At 53.8% G+C, this 20,769-nt stretch carries 20 protein-coding genes; 5 read left to right on the top strand and 15 right to left on the bottom strand.

The annotated features are described in order from the left end of the window. Positions 1–97: 97 nt before the first annotated feature. Positions 98–2,356, bottom strand: a complete 2,259-nt coding sequence (locus tag AC0LWT_RS28570; protein ID WP_474684689.1) for a heavy metal translocating P-type ATPase — start codon at positions 2,354–2,356, stop codon at positions 98–100. A 180-nt stretch (positions 2,357–2,536) separates the two neighbouring features. On the opposite strand from AC0LWT_RS28570, the gene AC0LWT_RS28565 reads away from it, so the two are divergent. After that, entirely contained in the window at positions 2,537–2,869 is a 333-nt protein-coding gene (locus tag AC0LWT_RS28565) for a hypothetical protein (protein ID WP_474684688.1), read from the top strand. Positions 2,870–2,874: 5 nt separating this feature from the next. Beyond that, a complete protein-coding gene (locus AC0LWT_RS28560) occupies positions 2,875–3,588 on the top strand; it encodes a response regulator transcription factor (protein ID WP_474684687.1) in 714 nt (237 codons plus the stop codon). Positions 3,589–3,639: 51 nt separating this feature from the next. Here the strand turns inward: AC0LWT_RS28560 and AC0LWT_RS28555 are convergent, their stop codons facing one another. Genes AC0LWT_RS28555 through AC0LWT_RS28540 form a run of 4 tightly spaced genes read right to left on the bottom strand, consistent with a single transcriptional unit; the run spans position 3,640 to position 6,411 of the window. After that, positions 3,640–4,011 (bottom strand): c-type cytochrome, encoded by a 372-nt coding sequence (locus tag AC0LWT_RS28555; protein ID WP_474684686.1) that lies wholly within the window; start codon positions 4,009–4,011, stop codon positions 3,640–3,642. An 18-nt stretch (positions 4,012–4,029) separates the two neighbouring features. Next, the gene (locus AC0LWT_RS28550; RefSeq protein ID WP_474684685.1) at positions 4,030–4,680 is read right to left on the bottom strand and encodes a response regulator; all 651 of its coding nucleotides are present in this window, start codon (positions 4,678–4,680) and stop codon (positions 4,030–4,032) included. Beyond that, positions 4,681–5,508 carry a sensor histidine kinase gene (locus AC0LWT_RS28545; RefSeq protein WP_474684684.1) on the bottom strand — a complete coding sequence of 276 codons (828 nt, stop codon included), beginning with the start codon at positions 5,506–5,508 and terminating at the stop codon, positions 4,681–4,683. Positions 5,509–5,523: 15 nt separating this feature from the next. Beyond that, the gene (locus AC0LWT_RS28540; protein WP_474684683.1) at positions 5,524–6,411 is read right to left on the bottom strand and encodes a cytochrome c oxidase assembly protein; all 888 of its coding nucleotides are present in this window, start codon (positions 6,409–6,411) and stop codon (positions 5,524–5,526) included. A 213-nt stretch (positions 6,412–6,624) separates the two neighbouring features. On the opposite strand from AC0LWT_RS28540, the gene AC0LWT_RS28535 reads away from it, so the two are divergent. Both AC0LWT_RS28535 and AC0LWT_RS28530 read left to right on the top strand, forming a co-directional pair. Next, on the top strand, positions 6,625–7,041 hold the full coding sequence (locus AC0LWT_RS28535) for a FixH family protein (RefSeq protein ID WP_474684682.1): 417 nt from the start codon (positions 6,625–6,627) through the stop codon (positions 7,039–7,041). A 14-nt stretch (positions 7,042–7,055) separates the two neighbouring features. After that, positions 7,056–7,682 (top strand): SCO family protein, encoded by a 627-nt coding sequence (locus tag AC0LWT_RS28530; RefSeq protein WP_474684681.1) that lies wholly within the window; start codon positions 7,056–7,058, stop codon positions 7,680–7,682. An 817-nt stretch (positions 7,683–8,499) separates the two neighbouring features. Here the strand turns inward: AC0LWT_RS28530 and AC0LWT_RS28525 are convergent. From AC0LWT_RS28525 to AC0LWT_RS28490, 8 genes are all read right to left on the bottom strand, one after another. Next, on the bottom strand, positions 8,500–9,201 hold the full coding sequence (locus tag AC0LWT_RS28525; RefSeq protein WP_474684680.1) for a class I SAM-dependent methyltransferase: 702 nt from the start codon (positions 9,199–9,201) through the stop codon (positions 8,500–8,502). A gap of 28 nt (positions 9,202–9,229) precedes the next feature. Continuing rightward, entirely contained in the window at positions 9,230–10,126 is an 897-nt protein-coding gene (locus tag AC0LWT_RS28520) for a nicotianamine synthase family protein (RefSeq protein ID WP_474684679.1), read from the bottom strand. Between the two features lie 951 nt (positions 10,127–11,077). Beyond that, complete coding sequence (locus AC0LWT_RS28515; protein WP_474684761.1) at positions 11,078–13,654, bottom strand: beta-mannosidase; 2,577 nt, start codon at positions 13,652–13,654, stop codon at positions 11,078–11,080. Between the two features lie 158 nt (positions 13,655–13,812). Beyond that, positions 13,813–15,144: an ABC transporter substrate-binding protein gene (locus tag AC0LWT_RS28510; protein ID WP_474684678.1), complete on the bottom strand. Its 1,332-nt coding sequence runs from the start codon at positions 15,142–15,144 to the stop codon at positions 13,813–13,815. 56 nt (positions 15,145–15,200) lie between these two features. Beyond that, complete coding sequence (locus AC0LWT_RS28505) at positions 15,201–16,037, bottom strand: carbohydrate ABC transporter permease (RefSeq protein WP_474684677.1); 837 nt, start codon at positions 16,035–16,037, stop codon at positions 15,201–15,203. Beyond that, complete coding sequence (locus tag AC0LWT_RS28500; protein ID WP_474684676.1) at positions 16,034–16,960, bottom strand: carbohydrate ABC transporter permease; 927 nt, start codon at positions 16,958–16,960, stop codon at positions 16,034–16,036. Before AC0LWT_RS28500 ends, AC0LWT_RS28505 begins: the two co-directional genes overlap by 4 nt. 264 nt (positions 16,961–17,224) lie before the next feature. Next, positions 17,225–18,280, bottom strand: coding sequence for a LacI family DNA-binding transcriptional regulator (locus tag AC0LWT_RS28495; RefSeq protein WP_474684675.1), 1,056 nt, complete (start codon positions 18,278–18,280; stop codon positions 17,225–17,227). A 9-nt stretch (positions 18,281–18,289) separates the two neighbouring features. Beyond that, positions 18,290–18,502 (bottom strand): hypothetical protein, encoded by a 213-nt coding sequence (locus tag AC0LWT_RS28490; RefSeq protein ID WP_474684674.1) that lies wholly within the window; start codon positions 18,500–18,502, stop codon positions 18,290–18,292. Between the two features lie 190 nt (positions 18,503–18,692). On the opposite strand from AC0LWT_RS28490, the gene AC0LWT_RS28485 reads away from it, so the two are divergent. Further along, entirely contained in the window at positions 18,693–19,094 is a 402-nt protein-coding gene (locus AC0LWT_RS28485; protein ID WP_474684673.1) for a hypothetical protein, read from the top strand. A 49-nt stretch (positions 19,095–19,143) separates the two neighbouring features. On the opposite strand, the gene AC0LWT_RS28480 is transcribed toward AC0LWT_RS28485, so the two are convergent. Next, positions 19,144–20,145, bottom strand: coding sequence for a zinc-dependent alcohol dehydrogenase (locus AC0LWT_RS28480; RefSeq protein WP_474684672.1), 1,002 nt, complete (start codon positions 20,143–20,145; stop codon positions 19,144–19,146). Beyond that, entirely contained in the window at positions 20,135–20,464 is a 330-nt protein-coding gene (locus AC0LWT_RS28475; protein WP_474684671.1) for a hypothetical protein, read from the bottom strand. The genes AC0LWT_RS28480 and AC0LWT_RS28475 overlap by 11 nt, the downstream gene beginning before the upstream one ends. Between the last annotated feature and the right edge of the window lie 305 nt (positions 20,465–20,769).

Here is a 20,769-nt window from a genome sequence, read left to right as displayed (position 1 = left end):
GGGTTCAATCCTTTCGAAGTTTATGTTCAAGCCTTGATGAAATCTTGCTAACACAAGCATAGGAAATCAGATTGAAATATGTAATGGCTCAGTCGAGCTATTTGAGTTCAATATTATGTCCAAACTTTAAAACTTTGTACTCAAGCCGGCCGGGGAGTACGGTTCCTTGAAGCCTTAATGAATTGGCAACGACGGATACCGAACTAAGAGCCATAGCAGTCCCCGCAAGCCATGGGGCCATCCAGCCCATAAACGCCAAAGGAATCGCCAGGACGTTGTACAGCAAAGCAAAGGCGAGGTTTTGACGAATGGTGCGCATCGTTTTGCGGCTGATCATGATCGCATCCGCAACACCTCCCAGATCGCTATGCAGCAAATTTACGTCCGCCGCTTCCTTCGCAACCTCCGTTCCCGTCCCGACGGCAATACCGATATCCGCCGCCGCTAATGCCGGGGCATCATTGATGCCATCGCCTACCATCGCCACCCTTTTCCCTTTCTGCTGGAGCGTTTTTACCAATTGCACCTTGTCCTGCGGCAGCATTTCCGCATATACGGCGGTGATGCCTGCCTGGGCGGCAATCACATTGGCGGTCCTGCGCTGATCGCCCGTGACCATCACGACCTCTGTGCGCAGCTTTTTCAACCGCCGTATCGCCTGAGGCGAGGAAGGCTTCATCGTATCCTGCAGAGCGATGAGTCCCGCATGTGAACCGTCGACGGCTGCGTGCAAAACCGTTTTGCCCTCCCTCTCCAAGCGATCGCATATTTCCGCATAGCTCGTTAATGAAATCCCGTGCTCGTTCATGAAGGCTTTGGAACCGACAAGAATGTTGCGCTGCTCCGCTTTAGCCATAACGCCGAACCCCGCAACGGATTGAAATGCTTCCGGCTCCTTCACGATCAGACTTCTTCGGACAGCTTCCCGCACGACCGCTTTGGCAAAAGGGTGTTCCGAACGTTTCTCGGCAGCCGCGAGCAACCGCAGAAGACGATGCTCCTGACCGCTATCCGTAATGAAATCCGTAACCCTGGGAGATCCGTAAGTGACGGTCCCCGTTTTATCGAGCAATACGATATTTATTTGCTGGAGCAGTTCGACGTACTTGCCCTCCTTAAACAATACCCCGGCCTGAATGGCTCGGCCCGTACCGGCTACGATGGCCGTCGGCGTCGCAAGCCCGAGCGAGCAAGGACAAGCGATGACGAGCACCGCTATCGCTTTAAACAAGCTGCTCCCGAACTCGCCGGGTGTAAGCCACGACGCCCAAATACAAAACGTGAACAGCGCAAGGGCCAGCACCGCGGGGACAAAAACCGATGCGATACGGTCCGCATAGCGCTGAATGTCCGCTTTTGAAGCTTGGGCGTCCTCCATCAAGCGGATCAATTTGGCCAATGCCGTTTCGGTTCCGACAGCCGTCGCCTTCATAGTTATCGCGCCGTCAAGATTGCGCGAACCGCCGACTAAACGGTCCTGCCGCCGTTTCTCCGCCGGCACGGACTCCCCTGTGATAAAAGATTCGTCCACCGCAGTTCGTCCTTCCAGCACTTCCCCGTCGACGGGAATCGTTTCTCCGGGAAAAATTATCAGCGTTTCTCCGGCTTCTATGCTGTCCAAAGAGACGGCCTCCTTGTTCCCGCTGCGGATTACGGTCGCTGTCTCCGGCTGCAGCCGGCGCAGCTCGCGAATCGCTTTCAAACTCTTTTTTTTGGCGGAGTTCTCCAGCCATTTGCCTAGAAGCACCGCCGTAATAATCATCGCGCTCGTCTCGAAATACACCGCATGAGGGCTCGACTCTCCAAAACGTATCATACGCATCGTCATGTAATGACTGTATAAATATGCGCTGGTCGTACTGAGAACCACTAGCACATCCATATTTGCGCTTTTGCTTTTCAAAGCTTTAAAGGCATTGAAATAAAAGGGAGCGCCGATAACAAATTGGACGGGCGTAACCAAAGCCCACTGAAACCACGGTTGGAGGAACAGTTCGGGGATCCAAATTCCGGAAGTAAACGTATAATGGCGGACCATGGCCCACAGAAGCGGAAGCGTCAGCAGAACGGACACAATGAGCCTTATTCCGAGACCGGATAAGTCTTCCTCGCGTTTACTCCTCTCCTCAAGCTTTTTGGCTGTATAACCCAACTGCCCGATTCGCTCGAGAATTCGGGCGTTCAGCACCGCATCGGATTCAACGACCACTGCAGCGCGTCCCAGCGGCAAGTTGACCGCTATCTCCCGCACGCCCTCTATTTTGCCCACTGCCTTCTCGATGCGCGCCGAACAGGCTGCACAGGTCATTCCTTGAATCTCCAAATGAATCTTCTGCAGAGTCGAATCCAGATTCATTCTTGTCCCCTCCATGCCGGACTTTTTGCTTGCGGCCGAAGTTTGTCCGATATACTCCGTCGAAGGATATGTATGCGAAATGACGGATTTTATGCAGTTGTGCAGACATCTGGGAGTCTGATCGATGAACCACGTAGAAGAGGGAAACACTTGGCAGCTTGGTAGGGGGCTAAACAGGGAATGCCTGCAAAAGTGCAGTCTTTTTCTAAAGAAATGGTTCGTTTGAGCGAAAAGCCTGCGATTGTGCAGGAATTTTCGGCTAAAACGAGTCAGAGCCCATGTTCGCGGCGAAAAGCCTGCACAATTGCAGGAATATGCCGTAGCCAGCGTTTCCATCGGGCAAAAACTGTACTTTTGCAGGTTTTCTTCATGACTAGAAAGAGTCAATTTACAGCGCTGAAAAAAACTGTTCACAAAGGCTACACGCATTGTTCAATATTTGGCCGAGCAAATAACTCCTTAGAGTCATGCCGAACCGAAGCCTTCGGGATACAATGGATCAACACGAGGTGATAGCGATGAATCAAGCGTACAAATTACTGATTGCAGACGACGAGAAGCGCATGCGCAACCTGATCCGCATGTATCTGGAACGCGACGGAGCGCTGATCGAAGAGGCTGACGACGGGGAACAGGCCGTCATGAAAGCGACGAGTACCCATTACGATATCATTATCATGGATTGGATGATGCCTGCCCTGAGCGGACTGGACGCCTGCCGCATCATTAAAGAGATCAAAAAAACGCCTGTCATTCTTCTGACAGGCAAACATGAGGAAACCGACCGTTTGCTCGGCTTCGAGGCAGGTATTGACGATTACATGACCAAGCCCTTCAGCCCCCGCGAGCTATCCCTGCGCATTCGGGCCATTCTCAAACGCTCCAATCCCGGCATCTTCTGGTCCGGGGGGTCGAGCATCAGCGATCAAATCGTGTTCAAGCACCTGGTTATCGATCACAAATCCCGTCGCGTACTCTCCAAAGACCGGCAAATCCTGCTTACTTTGAAGGAATACGAGCTGCTGCGCCACTTCTCGCTGCATATCGGAAAAACGTTTACGCGCGAGGCTTTGTTCAAAGAGGTCTGGAACTATGAAACCGGCGGCGACCGCCGGACGGTCGATACGCATATCAAGCGGATACGCGAGAAGCTGCAAACCGCTTCGCCGGAAGCCGCTTCCATGATTCGAACGGTCTGGGGGATCGGCTACCGGATGGATGATATTCAGTAACCGGCCGGCGCTTCCGCCAGCCCGGGACCGAGGCCGAGAGCCGCAGGCGGACTATTTCTTGTCGGCCAACCAGCCCGCCAACGTCTGAACGTCCTCATCCTTTAGCTTGGACTTGAAAGTCGGCATGCCTCCTCCGCCGTCTTGAATTTTGGCGGCGATCTGCTCCTTGCTCAGCTTGTCCCCGACCTTTTGCAATCCGGGGCCGATCTTGCCTTCCAGATTGCCGCCATGACAGGACATGCAGTTGCTTTTGTAAACAGCTTCCGCATTCGCCGTGCCTGAGGCGGGAGTCGCGGAAGATGCGCCCGCCGGCTCCCGGTTCCCGTGGTTCTCGTGACCGGCGTTTGAACCGCACCCTGACAAAGCAATCAGCGCTCCGACTGCGATGATTCCCGCTGCCGTTGATATGGTTTTTTTGCTCATGCTCATCGCCCTCCGCTCTTATTTATTCGCCATCCAGCCCTGCTCGAACACATAACGGGTCAACTGTACCCTGTTGTCCATCTGGAGCTTTTGCATAATGTTTTTCAAATGGTTTTTCACCGTATGCTCCGAGATGCCGAGCGCTTCGGAAATTTCCCGGTTGGAGCGGCCGCTGGCCACCCATTCGAGAATTTCTTGCTCTCTTGCCGTAAGCGAATGGTTCTGCGGCCCCGGCTTCTCTTTCGGAGAAAACTCCCTCAGCAAACGCAGCGCCAGCTCCCTTGACATCGGCGCCTCGTCCACAGCCACAGCTTTCAAATATTCGTGCCAAGCGTTCGGGCTGAGATTTTTCAGCAAATAGCCTTGCGCCCCTTTTTTCAGCGCCTCGAACAGATGCGTAATGTCGTCGGATACCGTCACCATCACGATTTTGACATAAGGAAACTTGCCTTTGATCAGCTTGGCCGCATCAAGCCCGTCCATCTGCGGCATGTTGATGTCCATGAGCAGCAAATCCGGCATCCATTCCTCCGTCAAGCGGATCGCTTCCATGCCATTTCGCCCTTCGGCGACAATTTCAAAAGAAGGGTCCATTTCCAAGATGTCCCTCATACCCTCTCTCGCATGATGATGATCGTCGACAATGACGACCCGAAACGGCTGTATCATTTAAGAAGCCTCCTTCCTGATTTCCACTCGCGTTGTCCCTTGCCCGCTGTGAATCGCCAGCTTCCAGCCCATTTCAAAAGCCCGCTCTTTCATAATTTTCAAGCCGTACCGGTCGCGATGCTGAAACGGATCTTCGGCCAGCCCAAGACCGTCGTCCGACACATAGCATACCCAGCCTCCCCCGTTCTCCACTTTACTGACGATCGCGACATGGCGCGCTTGGGCATGCTTGCGCACATTCAGCAGCGCTTCCCGGATAGAAGCGTACAGCTCGACCTTTTCCTTCACCGACAGCCGGTCCTCGGCAAGCTCCCATTCCCATGTGGCGGCAATTCCCGATTCCTGCACAAAATCCTTGACCATATTTTCCAAATACTGCTGCCAAGGCAAGGCGTCCGGATCTGTCGGGTGACGCAAATTCGCGATTGCCTGGCGGACGTATTCATTGACCTGGTGGGCGGTTTTGCGCAGGCTCTTCGCTTTGTCCGTCAATCCTCCGTCCTGGCGATCCAGTTGATCCATCTTCACCGACATTAAAAACAGCGACTGGGCGATGCCGTCATGAAGCTCTCTGGCGATTTTTTCCCGTTCTTTTGCAGCCGCTTGGCGGGACCGTTCCCGGTTCAGCTCCTCCTGAGTCTTCTCAAGCATGGAAAACAGCTTCAACAGAAAAGTGATGCTCACTCCGAACTCGATAAGGGGCGCAAGCCAATTTCCAAGCTCCATCGAGATGTATTCAAGAAACCAATGGTGTCTGGTGTACTCCCACACTGCCAGCGTCACTGTCGGAATGATCAGGATCAGCCATTTGATTTGTTTATACGACATTCTGCTTGTCCTTTCTTAAGCCTCGGAAGGCCGAAATTGGACGTCATCGTCCGGTTCTTCCCTCTTCTCCTTGCGGTACCAGCCAAAAAAGACGAGAGCGAGCGTAACTCCGTAAATGATTTCCTGCATGATTTTCATAATAACCCCGCCAAGCTGCTGATCCTCGTACGGTGAAAGAAATCCCGCAAGACGCGGCACATCCACCTCGGAAAAGTAAAAAGGCGTACACAAAATGTGCGGTCCTTCCGTATAGACCTTATAAAGCGTGGAAGATGCGAAAATGATGCAGGCGCAGGCCGGCGTAAGCAAAATTCCGTTCATGAAAATGAAGCCTATTTTCTTCAAGCCCGATAATTCCCCGCCCTCTTCCAGCGGACTGAGAATCGGCGTCCACATGCAGAAGGCAGTGACCAGCAATATCAAATGTGCTGCGTTATGAACCGCGAAATTGGACATCGCCAAATCGAAAATCGGGGGCCAGTGATAGACGGAAAAGAAGAAATTGAACAAAAGAAGCGCTGGAACCGGCTTTGTCAATAGGGCATACACCCGGCCTAAGACGGGAATCTTTCTCGCATATTGAAAAAAGCTTCTCGGCAAGCCCGCCAAAATCAAAGGCGGCATAAGCAAATATAAAATGGACTGCTGCAGCATATGGGCGCTGAACAGCAAATGGCCGAGAACGTTAAGCGGCCCGCCAAAACCGATGTAAAAGCACAGGCAGCCCGCCACGAACATCAGCTTTCTTCCGGCGGTTACGGATTGAACCAGGCCTGCTTCTCCTCCTGCGGCAGCCGATGCCGTCATCACGTAGTACAATGCCGCCAAACCGCCGATCAGGAAAATTTCAGGAGTGAACATGGCGTGGGCTCCGAACAAATTCAGAAGTATCGAGAATTCCAACCAATCGCCTCCTTGCTTCCCCTTTCTTATTACTATACTCAAATCCACTTTTTTCAAAATGACTCAAAAGAGCTATTAATCGGGCGTTCGTTCCACTTTCTGTCATTAAATATTCACAAATCGATGTCCGCATAGCACTTTCTGGTCATGGCAGCTTCTTTGCAAACGGGTATACTAGCTAAGAATATTTTGTACAGGGGAGTGGTTGCCTTCATGAGAAAAGCGTATACGGCGCTTATTGCGCTCGCCCTCGTTCTGGCCGGATGCAAAAGCGGTTCGGACATGGGCGATATGGATATGTCCTCCATGAACCAGGCCGGCATGCAGCCGATTGCAGCGGACATTCAAGTAAGTCCCGATCAGCCGAAAAGCGGGGAAACCGTCCGTTTTCAGGCCAAAATTACACAGGAAGGCAAATATGTCGCTTCCGTCAAAGAGGTCAAATTCGAATTTTGGAAAGAAGGGCAAACCGCAGAACACGAAATACTGAAGGGAACTAAACAGGAGACAGGCATTTTCGGCATCGATAAAGCCTTCAAAGATGAAGGCACTTATCATATCAAAGCGCATGTAACCGCTGCCGGCATGCATACGATGCCCCAGCAGGAATTCGTGATTGCTCCTAAATGAGGTGAATTGTACAGATGATGGTTAGCGCTTCCAAAAAAACAGGGCTTCGAATCGCGACCGCCGCCTTGCTCGCTGCAATCGCGGTTTGCGCTGTGCTGTGGTTTCGCCAAGGGACAGCTCCGCTTCCCGTCGTGAAAAAAGCGCCCGAGTTTACTTTGCAAAACTTGCAGGGAGAAGACGTTGCGTTCGCCGGTACGAACGGCAAGGTGCGTTTGGTCGAATTTTTCTTTGCCAACTGCACCGACATTTGTCCTGCGACGACCTCCAACATGGTACTGATGCAAAACAATATAAAGAAAAAGGGGCTCTTCGGCAGCAAAGTGGAATTTATCAGCATCACCTTCGATCCCGAACGCGATACCCCGGAAGCGCTGGGCGAGTACGTCAATATGATGGGCATCGATCAAGCGGCCGGCTGGCACATGCTGCGCGGCACGGAGGACGGCGTCCGCCGGATCGCCAACGATTACGGGCTTATGGTCGTCAAGCAGAAGGACGGACAGTTCGCCCACTCCATCCGCTCCCTGTTTCTCGTCGATCAGGAAGGCTCGATTCGCAAAGTTTTCGATATGGGAGAAACGATGGACAACACGGAGATTGAAAAGGCGATCGGCCAATTAGTCAAAGCAGGAGCGGCTTGATGTTGGAAAGCGAGGATTCCGCCGTCCAGCGCGCCTCCGAGGCGTTGCGTCAGCGGCGCATGTCGGCGGGCGGCCGCCGCGCGGGGCTCGACAATACACGGGGCAGGTGCCGCCGATGTGTGGCGGTGGGCAACCCCCGCTCGGGTGGACCGGAGGCGCGCGGGCGCAACAATCCACGGGGCGGGTACCGCCGATGCGTGGTGGCGGGCGCCCCCCGCTCGGGCGGACCGTTGGCGGGTACCGCTAATGCATGGCGGGCGGCCGCCCTAAAAGCTCGCCCGCTTTGACGGCGCGGGGGGCGCCCTCCAATGCCGGGTTGCCGGGCATGCACAGAAAGCCTGCGAAAGCGCAGGCTTTTGGGCCACCCGACGTCGACACCCGGCGATAGCCCATATGCCTAACTGCGCGAAGAAAGCCTGCAAAAGTGCAGGTTTTTTGCCCGTTGATACGCCGCAACGGAAAATTCCTGCAATTGTGCAGGCTTTTAGCCGGGCACACAGGCTCAGGTTCATTTTCTTCGAAAATTCCTGCACTTTCGCAGGCTTTTCGCCCAAATGAACCTTTTCCCCGGAAAAAACCTGTACTTTTGCAGGTTTTCCCTCGCCTAGCCTAGCCTGCCTGGCCCACCAAGCCGCCTCATGATCCCCCGGCGGCATCGACGCAACGCGCCCCCCCCGGAGGATGCGCGTCACATCGATGCACGCCGGGAGAGACGCGCGTCGGAAAAGTGCGGCCGCCACCGCCTTCGGAGCACCTCGCTCCACCTCCACCTCCACGGCAAGCGAGCGGGCGGATGCCTGCAGCGCTCCTCCCAAAGCTATTGGCGCCCGCCGACGCCCGGTGCGACGAAGCGGAACAGGAACGCCTGCTCATAGGCGAACTGCAAATGATCAGCCGTATGCAGGTACCATTTTTTATCCGGCGATAAATCGACGAACCCCGCGGGAATCATGCGGCGGACGCCTACCTGGAAGCCTGCTCTGAAAAAGGCGTCGGCCACCGTATCGAGCGTATGCTCCTGCATCGGAATGGACGCATTGCCGTTGATTTTGTCCCGGATCGCCGGCAGGCTCGGATTTCCCGTATAGTCGGCAAAGGTCGCGTAATAGACGCCGCCGGGCTTTAGCGACTTGCGAATCTTTTGCGCGTGCTCATCCAAATCCGGAATCAAATAGAGAACGGCCAGGCTAAACGCATAATCGAAGCGGTGGGCGAACTGCTCCGGCTGCGAGGTTGCCAAATACCGGATGGGCAAATCCCCTTTGCGGCTGTTCGCCACCTCGATGGATTTTCGCGCCAGATCCGTGCCTATGGCTTCTTTGAAAGGTCGCAGCTCATAAAGCAGCCGCAAAAAACCGCCCTGATTGCAGCCAAAATCGAGAATGCTGCTTTCGCGCAAATCCTCCTCGGGGATAAAGCCGAGCACCCGCCGCCAATGGGCCTGATGATCGTCCTCCATCCCCTGGTCCCCTTCGTTTTGATGACGCCACCACATGTCGTACAGCATTTCTTTTTCCAATGTCATGCCTCCTCATTTAATTAAACGTTCAATCGTCCTTGCTGCGGCTGCCCGGTTTGGATAAAACGGCACAGCCGGCCAAAATCATCACGCCGCCCGCCACCGTTATCGGATCAGGCGCCAAGCCCCACAGCAGGAAATCAAACAACGCGCTGACCGCGATGCCCGAATAGCCGACGGCCTGGACGACAATCGCATTTTCATGCGTAAAGGCTTTCGTCAAGAAAACTTGTCCGAGCAAAATGGATTTCAATCCGTTCCCGTATCTGACGATGATTCGCGCATCGGGCTGGACGACAGGCTTGAGCTCTTCGAGAATCTCCAGTTTGTTGCCGACAAGGGACGCAACCATGACATGAGTCGCCTCCTGCACAAAGGGCAAATTGCGCAGCCGGTCTCCCGAAAATCGAATCTTGGATTGCAGCCCTGCCGATTCGGCGACCCTTCCGCCCAGATAAACGGCCTCGTCGTCAATGTCCAGGCATACTACGTCTGCGCCAGTTTCCTTGACAATCGTTAAAGCCGATAGCGGAAAAGCGCCCGAACCGATAAACAGCACTTTGGAGCGATGGTCGATTGCAAAATACTTGACCTCCTCGCTAATGGAATTCGCAAGCGCAGCCATGTACTCGCTGATATTCAAATTCTTTTCCAGCGCGCAAAGCGACTGATATTTCTCGACATCGCACAGCGCTTGAATCGAAGTTTGACGCAATTGTTCGCCATGCAGCCTTATTTCTTCATAACGCTCCAACTGTCTCCAAAGCCGTTCGTTCTCGTCACTGACCATAAACTGGCAGAGGTCATCCAATTTCGTCCGGAGAAGTTCAAAGCAATCCGAACACTCTTTTGAATAATCGTTCAACAGCCTGATTTCGTATTCAAGCGTTTGCAGGGATAACAAATATGCATATTTATTTACCACTTAACTCCCTTCTTCCTGGAAAAAAGTCCCGTTTCGGCTTCTATTATATATAATGGATCGCAAAGCAAAATGACCCATAAGAGTCATGAAGTCACAGAAATTATGAACTTTTTGTGGTAAATACTTGAAGCCATCCCTAAATGAAGGAAACCGTCCCTTTAAGCAGGCTGCTTATGAGCAAACCTTTAGAAGACCTGTGGAAGTCAGGTTACGCACTAATCGCCGACCACACACTAATCTGCCGACTGCACACTAATCTGCTCAACTACACACTAATCTGCCGACCACACACTGTTCTGCTCGACCGCACACCTAATCTACCCGACCACACGCTAATCTGCTCAACCACACACTAATCTACTCAACCGCACACTAATCTGCCGACTGCACACTAATCTACTCAACCACACACTAATCCACTCAACTACACACTAATCTGCCGACCACACACTGTTCTGCTCGACCGCACACCTAATCTACCCGACCACACACTAATCTGCTCAACCACACACTAATCTGCCGACCACACACTAATCTGCCTGACTGTACATTGGCTGCACGCAAAAAACCTGCAAAAATGCAGGTTTTTGCTCCATCTTGCGCGTGCCTCGGACAATTCCTGCAATTGTGCAGGCTTTTTGCCGGAAACGTGGGCTCGGCTTCACTTTCAGCGAAAATTCCTGCACTTTCGCAGGCTTTTCACCGAAATGGGCCATTTCCGCGGAAAAAACCTGCACTTTTGCAGGTTTTCTCCCGCTTGGCCTGCCAAGCCGCCTCGCACCCTCCGCCGTGCAGCCGTGCTGCCAAGCCGCCCCGCAGCCAGCGCTGCGCGGGAGCATGCGGCGCGCGCCGGGTAGAGCGGCTGCGCCAAACCAAAGGGGAACCACTCGAACATGGTTCCCCCCACTCATAACAAAACCGGGAAGGCAAGCCCCCCGGTTTTGTTTGCTTCTATGAATTCGGCCGCACGAAGTCGGCCATCGAACGAACCGCGATGCGGCCGGGCGATGCCGGCACGAACGGCTTCCCGCCTGCATCGCGGGCATAAAACTCGACCGTGCGCGGCTCATTGGGCAGCAGGTCGAAGAAATTGTCGCTGAAGATGCCTTCGACTTCCGCAGAGATCCAGACCTGCTTCGCCAGCACATCCGTGCGCAGCACGTATTTGCCGCCGGCGGCTTCCGTCACTTCAATCGCCGGCATGCTCAGACGCAAATCCTTGACCGGCGTCAAGTAATGCTCTTTGCTGTCGATGACGCGCCCGTCCCGCCCGAGCAATCTGGCGTACACCAGCACCGCTGAGGCGTTGCGCCCTTCCAGAAGCGATTCGGCGTCCAGCGACGCCGTTTTCGTGCTGCCATTCGCCTCCACGCGGACAGGATACTGCGCCTGCTCCAGCACCTCGCCGTAAAAGGTCAGCAGTTGAATATCGACAAGCCCGGTAACCGGCTCCATAAGATCGGAAACGACATAAAAGTCGAGCCGCCCTCCGGCCGACCCGCCGATGGACAGCAGCACGTCCCGGAAGCTGCGCTTCGCGTAATATTGCAGCGCCTTCCAGCGGCCGTAGTAATCCATCCCTGCCCATGAAGCGACGGGCCAGCAATCGTTCATTTGCCAATACAGCGAGCCCATGCAAAACGGTTTTTGGCGGCGGTGCGCTTCGATCGCCGTTTTCATCGCTTCCGCCTGCAGCACCTGGCTTACATACAAAAACGACGGGAAATCGTTCGGCTCGCTGAAATACAGCTCCATATATTGCCGGATAAGCTGGTTGCCCCGGGCATTTTTCTGGTGGGCGAGCATCACTTCCGATTCCAGCGCCAGATCCGCTTCCGCCGCATACGTCCTCACCGATTTCAGCTCGGGAAACGATTGGAACCCGTATTCGCTCATAAACCGGCCGACATGAACGTTATATTTGTCAAAAGGTTCCAGCTGATGCCATACGCCCCAATAATGGATATCGCCGCTCGTCGATTTGTTGAAAGCATGCTGGCTGCCGTCTCCGGTAAGCCCGCGCATCGGCGAAGATGGCCAGTAGGACGCGCCGGGATGCCACGCATTTACAGCCTCGGGCAAAATACGGTGAAAAATATGCTCGTAATCTTCCCATATGCGCTCGCGCTGCTCGGCCGTATAATCCTTTTTCCAACCCCATCCCGCATGCTCGTCGTAATGCGACCACGCCGTATCGATTTCGTTGTTGCCGCACCACAGCGCAATGCACGGATGATTGCGAAGCCGCTTGACGTTCTCGTCGGCCTCCTGCCTCACATTGTCCACGAACGCTGCATCGCCCGGATACATGCTGCAAGCGAACATAAAATCCTGCCAGACCAAAATACCATACTCATCGCACAGCGAATAAAAAGCGTCCGCTTCATAAATGCCGCCGCCCCACACGCGCAGCATGTTCATGTTCGACTCGGCTGCGGTCGCAACCTCGTGCCGGTAATTGTCATAAGTGATTTCGCTCAAAAAGCTGTCGTTCGGAATATGGTTGGCACCTTTGGCAAATACAGCCACTCCGTTTAGTTGTATATAAAACGAAGTGCCTCCGCCCTGCGCGTCCCGCTCCGTAACCAGCTTCACCGTTCTGAGGCCGGTGACCGTTGTCCGTTCGCAAACCGCTTGACCTTGGCGAACAAGCTCCGTTCGGAACGTATACATGTCCGGGCTGCCAAGCCCTCTGCACCACCAAAGCCTCGGCTCGGCGATTTGCGCGTCAAGCTCGACCAACTGCCGGCCGGGCTGCAGCCTGACCTCCCTGCTCCAGGACATGGAGTCCGCCGAAAGCTTCAACACGCCTTCCCAGGCGGCGTCGCTTTCGATTTCGGCGACCGCCGTCAGCAGGGCCTCTTCTCCGGAAACCGCGCGCTGCCGGATGAACACGTCCGCCAGCCGGACGCCGGACCAACCCTCCAGGCGGGCTTCCCGCCAAATGCCGCTCGTCACAAAGCGCGGTCCCCAGTCCCAACCGTAATGATACGGCGCCTTGCGGGCGAACACGCTTATTTTGCGATCGCCTAATCCCCCGACTTCGGATTGGTCGTTCGTGGCCGGCAGCGGATAGCCCAGTTGCTCAAGCTTGGGCAAATCTTCGCGAACCGGCGAACGAAACCGAATCCGCACCTTGTTGGCCCCCTCCCCCACGACGTGCCGAACGTCCGCTTTCCAGGTGCGGAACATGTTGTCCGCCGACAGAACGCGGCGTTCGTTCACATAAACGTCCGCATACGTATCCAGCCCATCGAATACAAGATGCAGATTCGTATGCCGGAGCGCTTCATCGGAAATATGCAGCTGTGTCTCATATTCCCAGTCCTGCTTGTCGATCCACTGCAGATCACGTTCATTCGTCCCGTAGAACGGCTGCGCAATCATGCCATTCCGCAGCAAATCGGTATGCACGCAGCCCGGCACCTTGGCCGGAAGCCACCGCTCCCCATCGCACGCTTTAAATACCCATTCGCTCAAAAGCAGGTTTACCGGTCTTGCCGGGTTTGCTCGGTTTACTTGGTTCATTTCCGCCTCCACTGTGACTCCATCCATTTGATTTTCTCTCTTCCGCGGACCGGCGCTTCCGGCCGAATGCGGCTAAGGCTCCTTCTCGAATTGCGAGCCACTCCGATCCGCGTAGGACTGAAGTGGCTCCGTTGCCTGCATGTATAGTAGTCGGATTTTTACTTGCTCAGCTTCGCTTCCGCCGCTTTGCCTTTTTCCACAAGTGTATTATAGGCTTGATCCAGCGTCGATTTGTTGAACATGACCGCTTCCATCTCGGATTTGTACGTTTTCACGAAATCTTCCGCGCCCGCAGGAGCCGGATAGAACGGCAGCGCCTTTTCCTTGGCGGCGCCCAGCAGCTCTTTGCCGAACAAATCGCTTTTGCTTAATGTAGGCTGCAGCTCTTTGAACACCGCTTCATCGATCGGAATACCGCGCGTCGTGCCCAAAATTTTGCCGTTCTCCTTATCGGAAATAAACCATTTGATGAATTGCTTCGCCTGCTCTTTGCTTTGGGAATTCGCCGATACGGAGAGGAAGATCGTCGACTGCGCCCAGCCGCCGCCTTTCACGCCTGTCGGGACGCTGGTAACGGCCAATTTGCCCGGAAGCATCGCTTCGACAACGCCTACGGAACCGACGGACGCCGATCTCAGCATAACGGTGCCGTTGCCGAGAGAGTCGAGCTTCGGATCGTTTTCTTTAAAGGATAATTGCTGGTCCGCGGAAGGCACAACGCCGTCTTTGCGGAATTGGGCGTAAATATTTTGGAACTCGTACCATGTGTCTTTATCCAGATTGAACTTGGAACCGTCCTGGAAAATCGGGCCTTTGCCTTTGGACGTTTGATAGTATTGATACCATTCCCAAATGTTCGTCATATCGTCGATCGGGTACTTGTCCTTGGGCAGCTTCGAACGGGACTCTTTGGCATAGGCGAAAAAGTCCTCCCACGTCCAGTTGCTCGCCGGCAGCTTGATGCCTGCTGCAGCCAGCGCCTCTTTGTTGTATACGACGCCTTGACCGTTAAGGCTGAGCGGGACGCCGTACATCTTGCCGTTGATTTTGACGTTTTCCAGCACTTTCGGATCGACGATGCCCGTCAAATCAATGTCCGACAGATCGGCCAGCAGCCCTCTTTTTACGTAGCCCTGAATGTAAGCCGCGTCCATTTGCAGCACATCGGGCATCGAATTCGACGCAGCCAAAGTTGGCATTTTTTCCCAATACCCGTCCCAAGCCGTATATTCCGGCGTGAAGGTAACCTGCGGAACGTTTTTCGTATATAAATCAAGAGCTTTCAGCGTGGCGTCATGGCGGGCCTGCGAGCCCCACCACATCATTTTCAGCTTGGCCGCCTTCCCCGGTTGGGACGTTTGTGCCGCCTTGCCCGCCGCCGGGCTTCCCTGGGCAGTATCCGCCTGTTTGGAGCCGCAGCCCGTCAAAGCTACCATCGAGGCGAGCATTGCAACGGAAACGCCTTTTACCCACGGTTGTTTCATTTTCATCTGAAAAACACTCCCTTTTTATTTAAATTTAAGTGTAACCGTCGTCAGAACTTGCTTTACCCTTTGATGCCCGTAGTCGCGATCCCTTCGACAAAATGCTTTTGAGCCGTGAAAAATACGATGGCCGAAGGCAAAACCGACAGCAGCGACATGGCGAGCAGTTGGCCCCATTGAATTTCGAACTGGTCGATAAACATGCGCAGCGCCAAGCCGACCGTAAATTTCTCGATGGAGCTTAAATACAACAGCTGTGCGAAAAAGTCGTCCCAGCTCCAGAGGAAGGTGAAGATGCCTACCGTAACCAGGGCCGGCTTGATCAATGGCGCGATGACCCGGAAAAAGATGCCGTACACGGAAGCCCCGTCGATTTGCGCCGCTTCATCCAGCTCCTTCGGTATGCCGCGAATAAACTGCACGACGAGGAATACGAAGAACGCCCCGCCGCCGAAAAAATGCGGCAATATGAGCGGAATATAACTGTTCACAAAGCCAAGCTTGTTGTACAAAATATATTGCGGCACGACCGTCACCTGCGTCGGAAGCATCATCGTCAGCAGCAGGATGGAAAACCAGAACCCGCGCAGCTTGAACTGCAGCCGGCCAAAGCCGTAGCCTACCAACGCCGCCGTTGTCACACCGCCCAGGACGTTCCAAAACTCCATAAGCAGCGTATTGGCAAAAAACTTGGCGAACGTGAACTCTTTCGAATAGGTCCAGCCTTTCGTGTAATTTTCCCATATAAACTGATGCGGCCAAATGGTCGGCAGCCCGAACTCCGTCGAATCCTTGAAAGAAGCCCCGATCCACCAAAACACGGGATACATCATCAGAATCGCGAAAGGGAGCAAAATCAGATGAACCTTGAGTCCTGAAAGACGTTCTCTGCTTGTCATTTCGATTTCCCCCCTTCAGCTTCGTAAAAGACCCAGTACTTCGAAGCCAGGAAGTTGATCGCCGTAAACAGCGCGATAATCAGCAGCAAAATCCAGGCCAGCGCCGAGGCGTAACCCATTTCATACTGTTTGAACGCTTTCTCGTACAGAAACAGCACGTACATATACGTTGAGTTGGCAGGTCCGCCGGGCCCGCCGGGCGGAATGACGAAAGCGGATGTAAACATCTGGAAGGAATTGATAATACCGAGCACGAGATTGAAAAACATGACGGGCGAAAGCATCGGCAGCGTAATATGGAAAAACTTGCGAATGCCGCCCGCTCCGTCCACGGAAGCGGATTCATAAAGATCTTTCGGAATTTGCTTCAAGCCGGCCAAAAAAATGACCATCGTGGAGCCGAACTGCCACGCATTCAAAATAATAAGCGTTCCCAGCGCAGTGGCAGGATTGGACACCCAGCCGATCCCCTCGATGCCGAACCAGCCAAGAACGTGATTGATGTAGCCGTCCAGGCCGAACATATTTCTCCACAATGCGGATACCGCGATACTTCCGCCGATCAGGGAAGGAAAGTAAATCGCCGTCCGGTACCAGCTCATGCCGCGAATGTTTTTGTTCAGCAAAATCGCCACCATCAAGGAAAAAAACAGCTTGACAGGAACCGCGATCAAGACGAATGTGAACGTCACGGAAAGCGATTTCAAAAATAACCGATCCTTGAGGAAAATGTTGCTGTAGTTCTCCGTTCCGATCCATGACGGAGAATCGAGCAGCGAATACTCCGTAAACGATAAATAGAACGACTGTACCGTGGGCCAAAGCGTGAGCAGCAAAAACCCGAGCAGCCACGGAGCGATAAATACATAACCTGCAACATTATGCTCGCCCGAGGTGCGCAATTTGCGTTTTTTTGTCGTCATGGCATTACCTCTTTCAGTGTGGGATCCGAATAGCTCCTTTTAATCCTATGAAACTAATAGTAGTGCTTAATCAACTATTAGTCAACTAAAATTTTAGTTTTATTATGTTTACAAAATGAAATTTAAATTTACTTAAAGCGCTTTAATTAATAACTTTAAAAAATCTGAAGCGGCCGTTCACGACAAACAAAAAAACTTTTCGAAAACGATTCCTCTTAAATCGTCTGCGAAAAGTTTTTGCTCTGCGTTGCATGATGATAGCTGTCAGGCGCGCCCGCCGGGCGGCGTATCGACGCTTTCCCGGGCCATTAAACCGCTTTGCAGCAATATTTTTTCATAGGGCATAAGCGGATTGTCGAGCCTCCATTGCAGGATGTCCACGGCTTTCATGCCCAGCGCCTCTTTCTCGACGTCAATCGTAGTCAGCCCGGGAAAATCTCTCAGTATATCGCTGTTGTTATCAAAGCCTGCAAGAGAGCAGTCCTCCGGCACCCGCAGTCCCATCTTCGTTAAAGCCCGCAGCGCCAGCAGCGCGATCTGATCGTTGGCGCAAACGAAGGCAGTCGGAAAGCTTTTGCGCGGAATCGATTGTAAACCTAACAAAAGCCTATCGATATTTTCATCGTCAAACGTCGGCTTTACGCTCAGCAGTTCCTTGTTCGGCACATAAGGCAGCTCATTTTCGTCCATAACGGACCGAAACCCGCTCCAGCGGTCAAAAAAGCTTCTCGAATAGCGTATCTCGCCGATAAACTGAATATGGGCGTGCCCTTTGCCTAACATAAACTTCGTCATTTTGCGCATGAGATCGAAGTTGTTGACGAACACGCTGTCGGATTCGATCAAATCGTCTTCATGATCGATCAGAACGGTCGGAATCGCTTTGTTTCTCAGCTCCATCAGCATCGGGGTCGATATGTAGCCGACGCCGATCACGCCGAGCAGCCCTTCCGGCTTCATCACCAGATTGAAATTGCGCGGCGAATCGTCGGAAATCAAAATAGCGCCGATGCCTCGCGCTTCCAAAAATTTGTAAACGCCGTCAAGCACTTTGCCCCAATACCCGGATTCCCTGTTCTGGATTCGGATATTGGAGAACAGAACACCTGCAATTTTATGATCGTTTTCCTCCTGCACGCTGCTCTGAAGCTTCTTGATGCTCTTTTGGTTCAAGTAGCCCAAATTCGAGGCAAGCTCGAAAATTTTTTCCCTGGTGACCGCACTGATGCCCGGCTTGCCGGACAGCGCCTTGGACACCGCATATTTGGAAACTCCGATTCGGTCAGCGATTTCCTGCATCGTCACCTTCTTGTTTCTCACCAAATCGTATCACTCCAAGTCGTTAAAATCCGAACCGTTTGTCACTTTTGTAAACCAAACGTTATCCTGCTCATCATAACAAATTCGTTCAAAAATGTACACAACGTTATCGTCCGGTACCCCACGGGCGGCCAGATCCGCATACGAAAGCGCTGCCTCGAAAGGCAGCGCTTTGACTTTCAGCCGGTTGCTATTCCTTGCGGGAATGTGCGGCTGCGGCAAGATGATGTTGCTGCGTTTGTAAGCTACCTCGCGCAGCTCCTAGGAGTCTGTCCGATGAACCACGTAGAAGGTATATATGCAAAATGACAGTCATTATGCAGCGTGAGCGGCAATATATACAGTCATGATTCACCCGGTATGCACAAAAGTAACTTCGTCGGACAGACTCCCAGCGCGCGGCGTGTGCTGCATGACTGCGGCCGGTCGAACAGATAACGCGGTTCGCTGTTCGCAAAACCTGCAAAAGTGCTCAAAAGTGAAAGTGCCGGGCTTTTTCGATGGAGGTGATTCGTTTTTGGGAAAAACCTGCAAAAGTGCAGGAATTTTCGACGGAAGCGGTTCATTTTTGGAAAAGCCTGCAATTGTGCAGGAATTTTCGGCCATTGAGGCTCCAAACGCGAGTTTAGGGGATAATTCCTGCAGTTTTGCAGGAATTTATCGAGGGACGCGTATCTGCGGGCAAAAAACTGTACTTTCGCAGGTTTTCCGCTCGCTCCCCAATGATGGGCCTGCCAACAATCTCCTATTCGCAGGTATTCTGCATGTGAGACGCTGCTGCAGTGAAGCGCCGGACGCCGGGAATCGAGCGTAAAAGAAAAAACAGACAGCCCCGTTGTGCCGAGTCTGTCTGTCGTTGTTCTCTACCAGCGGAACAAGACGCCGTGGTAATCGTCTTTTCGATTGCGGAGCCCTTCATAGGCGGCAGGCGCATCCTCCGGTGCCAGTATATGGCTGATCAACGGCTGGATGCGCAGTTTGTTCGTCTGCATCAGGCGAAATACGATTTGCGAATTACGCACGAGCGAATGCTTGACGAACGGGTCGGGCCTCAGCGGGAACCGCCATTCGTGCGCCCCTTTGTACGTAATGCAGCCATGCCCGTTCAAATGAATGTGATTCAGCAAATCCGTCGCATTCGTCTGATATTCGCCGCGCGGACTGCCGAGCAAAACAACTTCACCGTATTGCCCCACCCAGGAAGCGCTGTCGACAGCCACCTTCGGCACCCCTGTCGCTTCGATCAGCGTCGATACGCCTTTCCCGTCCGTCAGTTCCCTGATTCGCATCCCTGTGTCCGAACCTGACGGCAGGGCAAACTCCACCCGGCATTCGCGCGCAAGCTGCAGCCGGTTAGGGGAAAGGTCAACGCCGATCACCGACGCGCCCTGCAATCCGGCCAATTGCGAGGCCATATTTCCGATCAGGCCAAGCCCGGTCACGGCGACGTAATCGCCCAGTTCGATTTGCGAGACGCGAATGCTCGTCATGGCCACAGTCGCCATCCGGGTAAAAGGCACCCAGGACAGCTCCAAATCGGCCGGAACTTTCAGCATGACCCCGTCTGCGCTGTCCACTTCGTACAGGGCGTGCTTGCCGTAGTGAAACACGATATCCCCGACCTCGAACTCCGCTGCCTCCGGGCCTTTGTCCACAATTTCGCTGACGGCCGCATATCCCGGCACGGCGGGCATCGGGAACCAGCTCTCCCCGCCCGACAAGCAGGCGAGCTCCGTTCCGGGGCTGATCAGCGTGTACGCCTTCTTGAGCAAAACCTGCTTGCCCGTCAGCTTCGGGAAATTGTCCGTTTTTTGCTGAAGCTCAACCTTCCATGGCGCGGTAAAGACGATTTGTTTATTTTCCATGGCGCTTTCTTCTCCTCTGTTGTTCAAATTTTGTACCCGTCGTGCCCTGGATACGAGCGAATCCCGGGCGTGCATTGCAGCGCCGCCAGCCCTCTGCCGGGCTGCGCGAAGAAAACCTGCAAAAATACATCTTTTTTGCTGCTAATACACCGGCCGCGAAACAATTCCTGCAATTGTGCAGGTTTTTCGCCGGGCGCAAAGGCTCAGGTTCATTTCCATCGAAAATTCCTGCACAATCGCAGGCTTTTCTCCAAAATGAACCTTTTTCCCGGACAAAGCCTGCACTTTTGCAGGTTTTGTCCCCGGCCTGGCCTGCCAAGCCGCCTCACGGCCCTCCGTCGTGCAGCGCCCCGCTGCGTGCTATACCCTTCGCCGTGCATCACCCCGCTCCGCGCAGTGCAGTGCCCCCCGCCATGCAGCACCCCGCTGCGCGCAGTACCCTCCGCCGTGCAGCGCCCCGCTCCGTGCTGTACCCCCGTCGTACGACGCCGCAACCCGCTCCGAGACTTGTTGGGAGAGGCAGGCGTTCTCTCCGGCCCTTCCACGCAGGCTGATTTTGCAAGTTTGCGCGTCTCTCTCAGCCCGCTAACGTACGGCTTGTCCGCCGGCGAAAAACGCTCCATC

The organism is Paenibacillus sp. sgz302164 (assembly GCF_056120505.1).
This window is presented reverse-complemented; position numbering and strand designations above follow the sequence as displayed.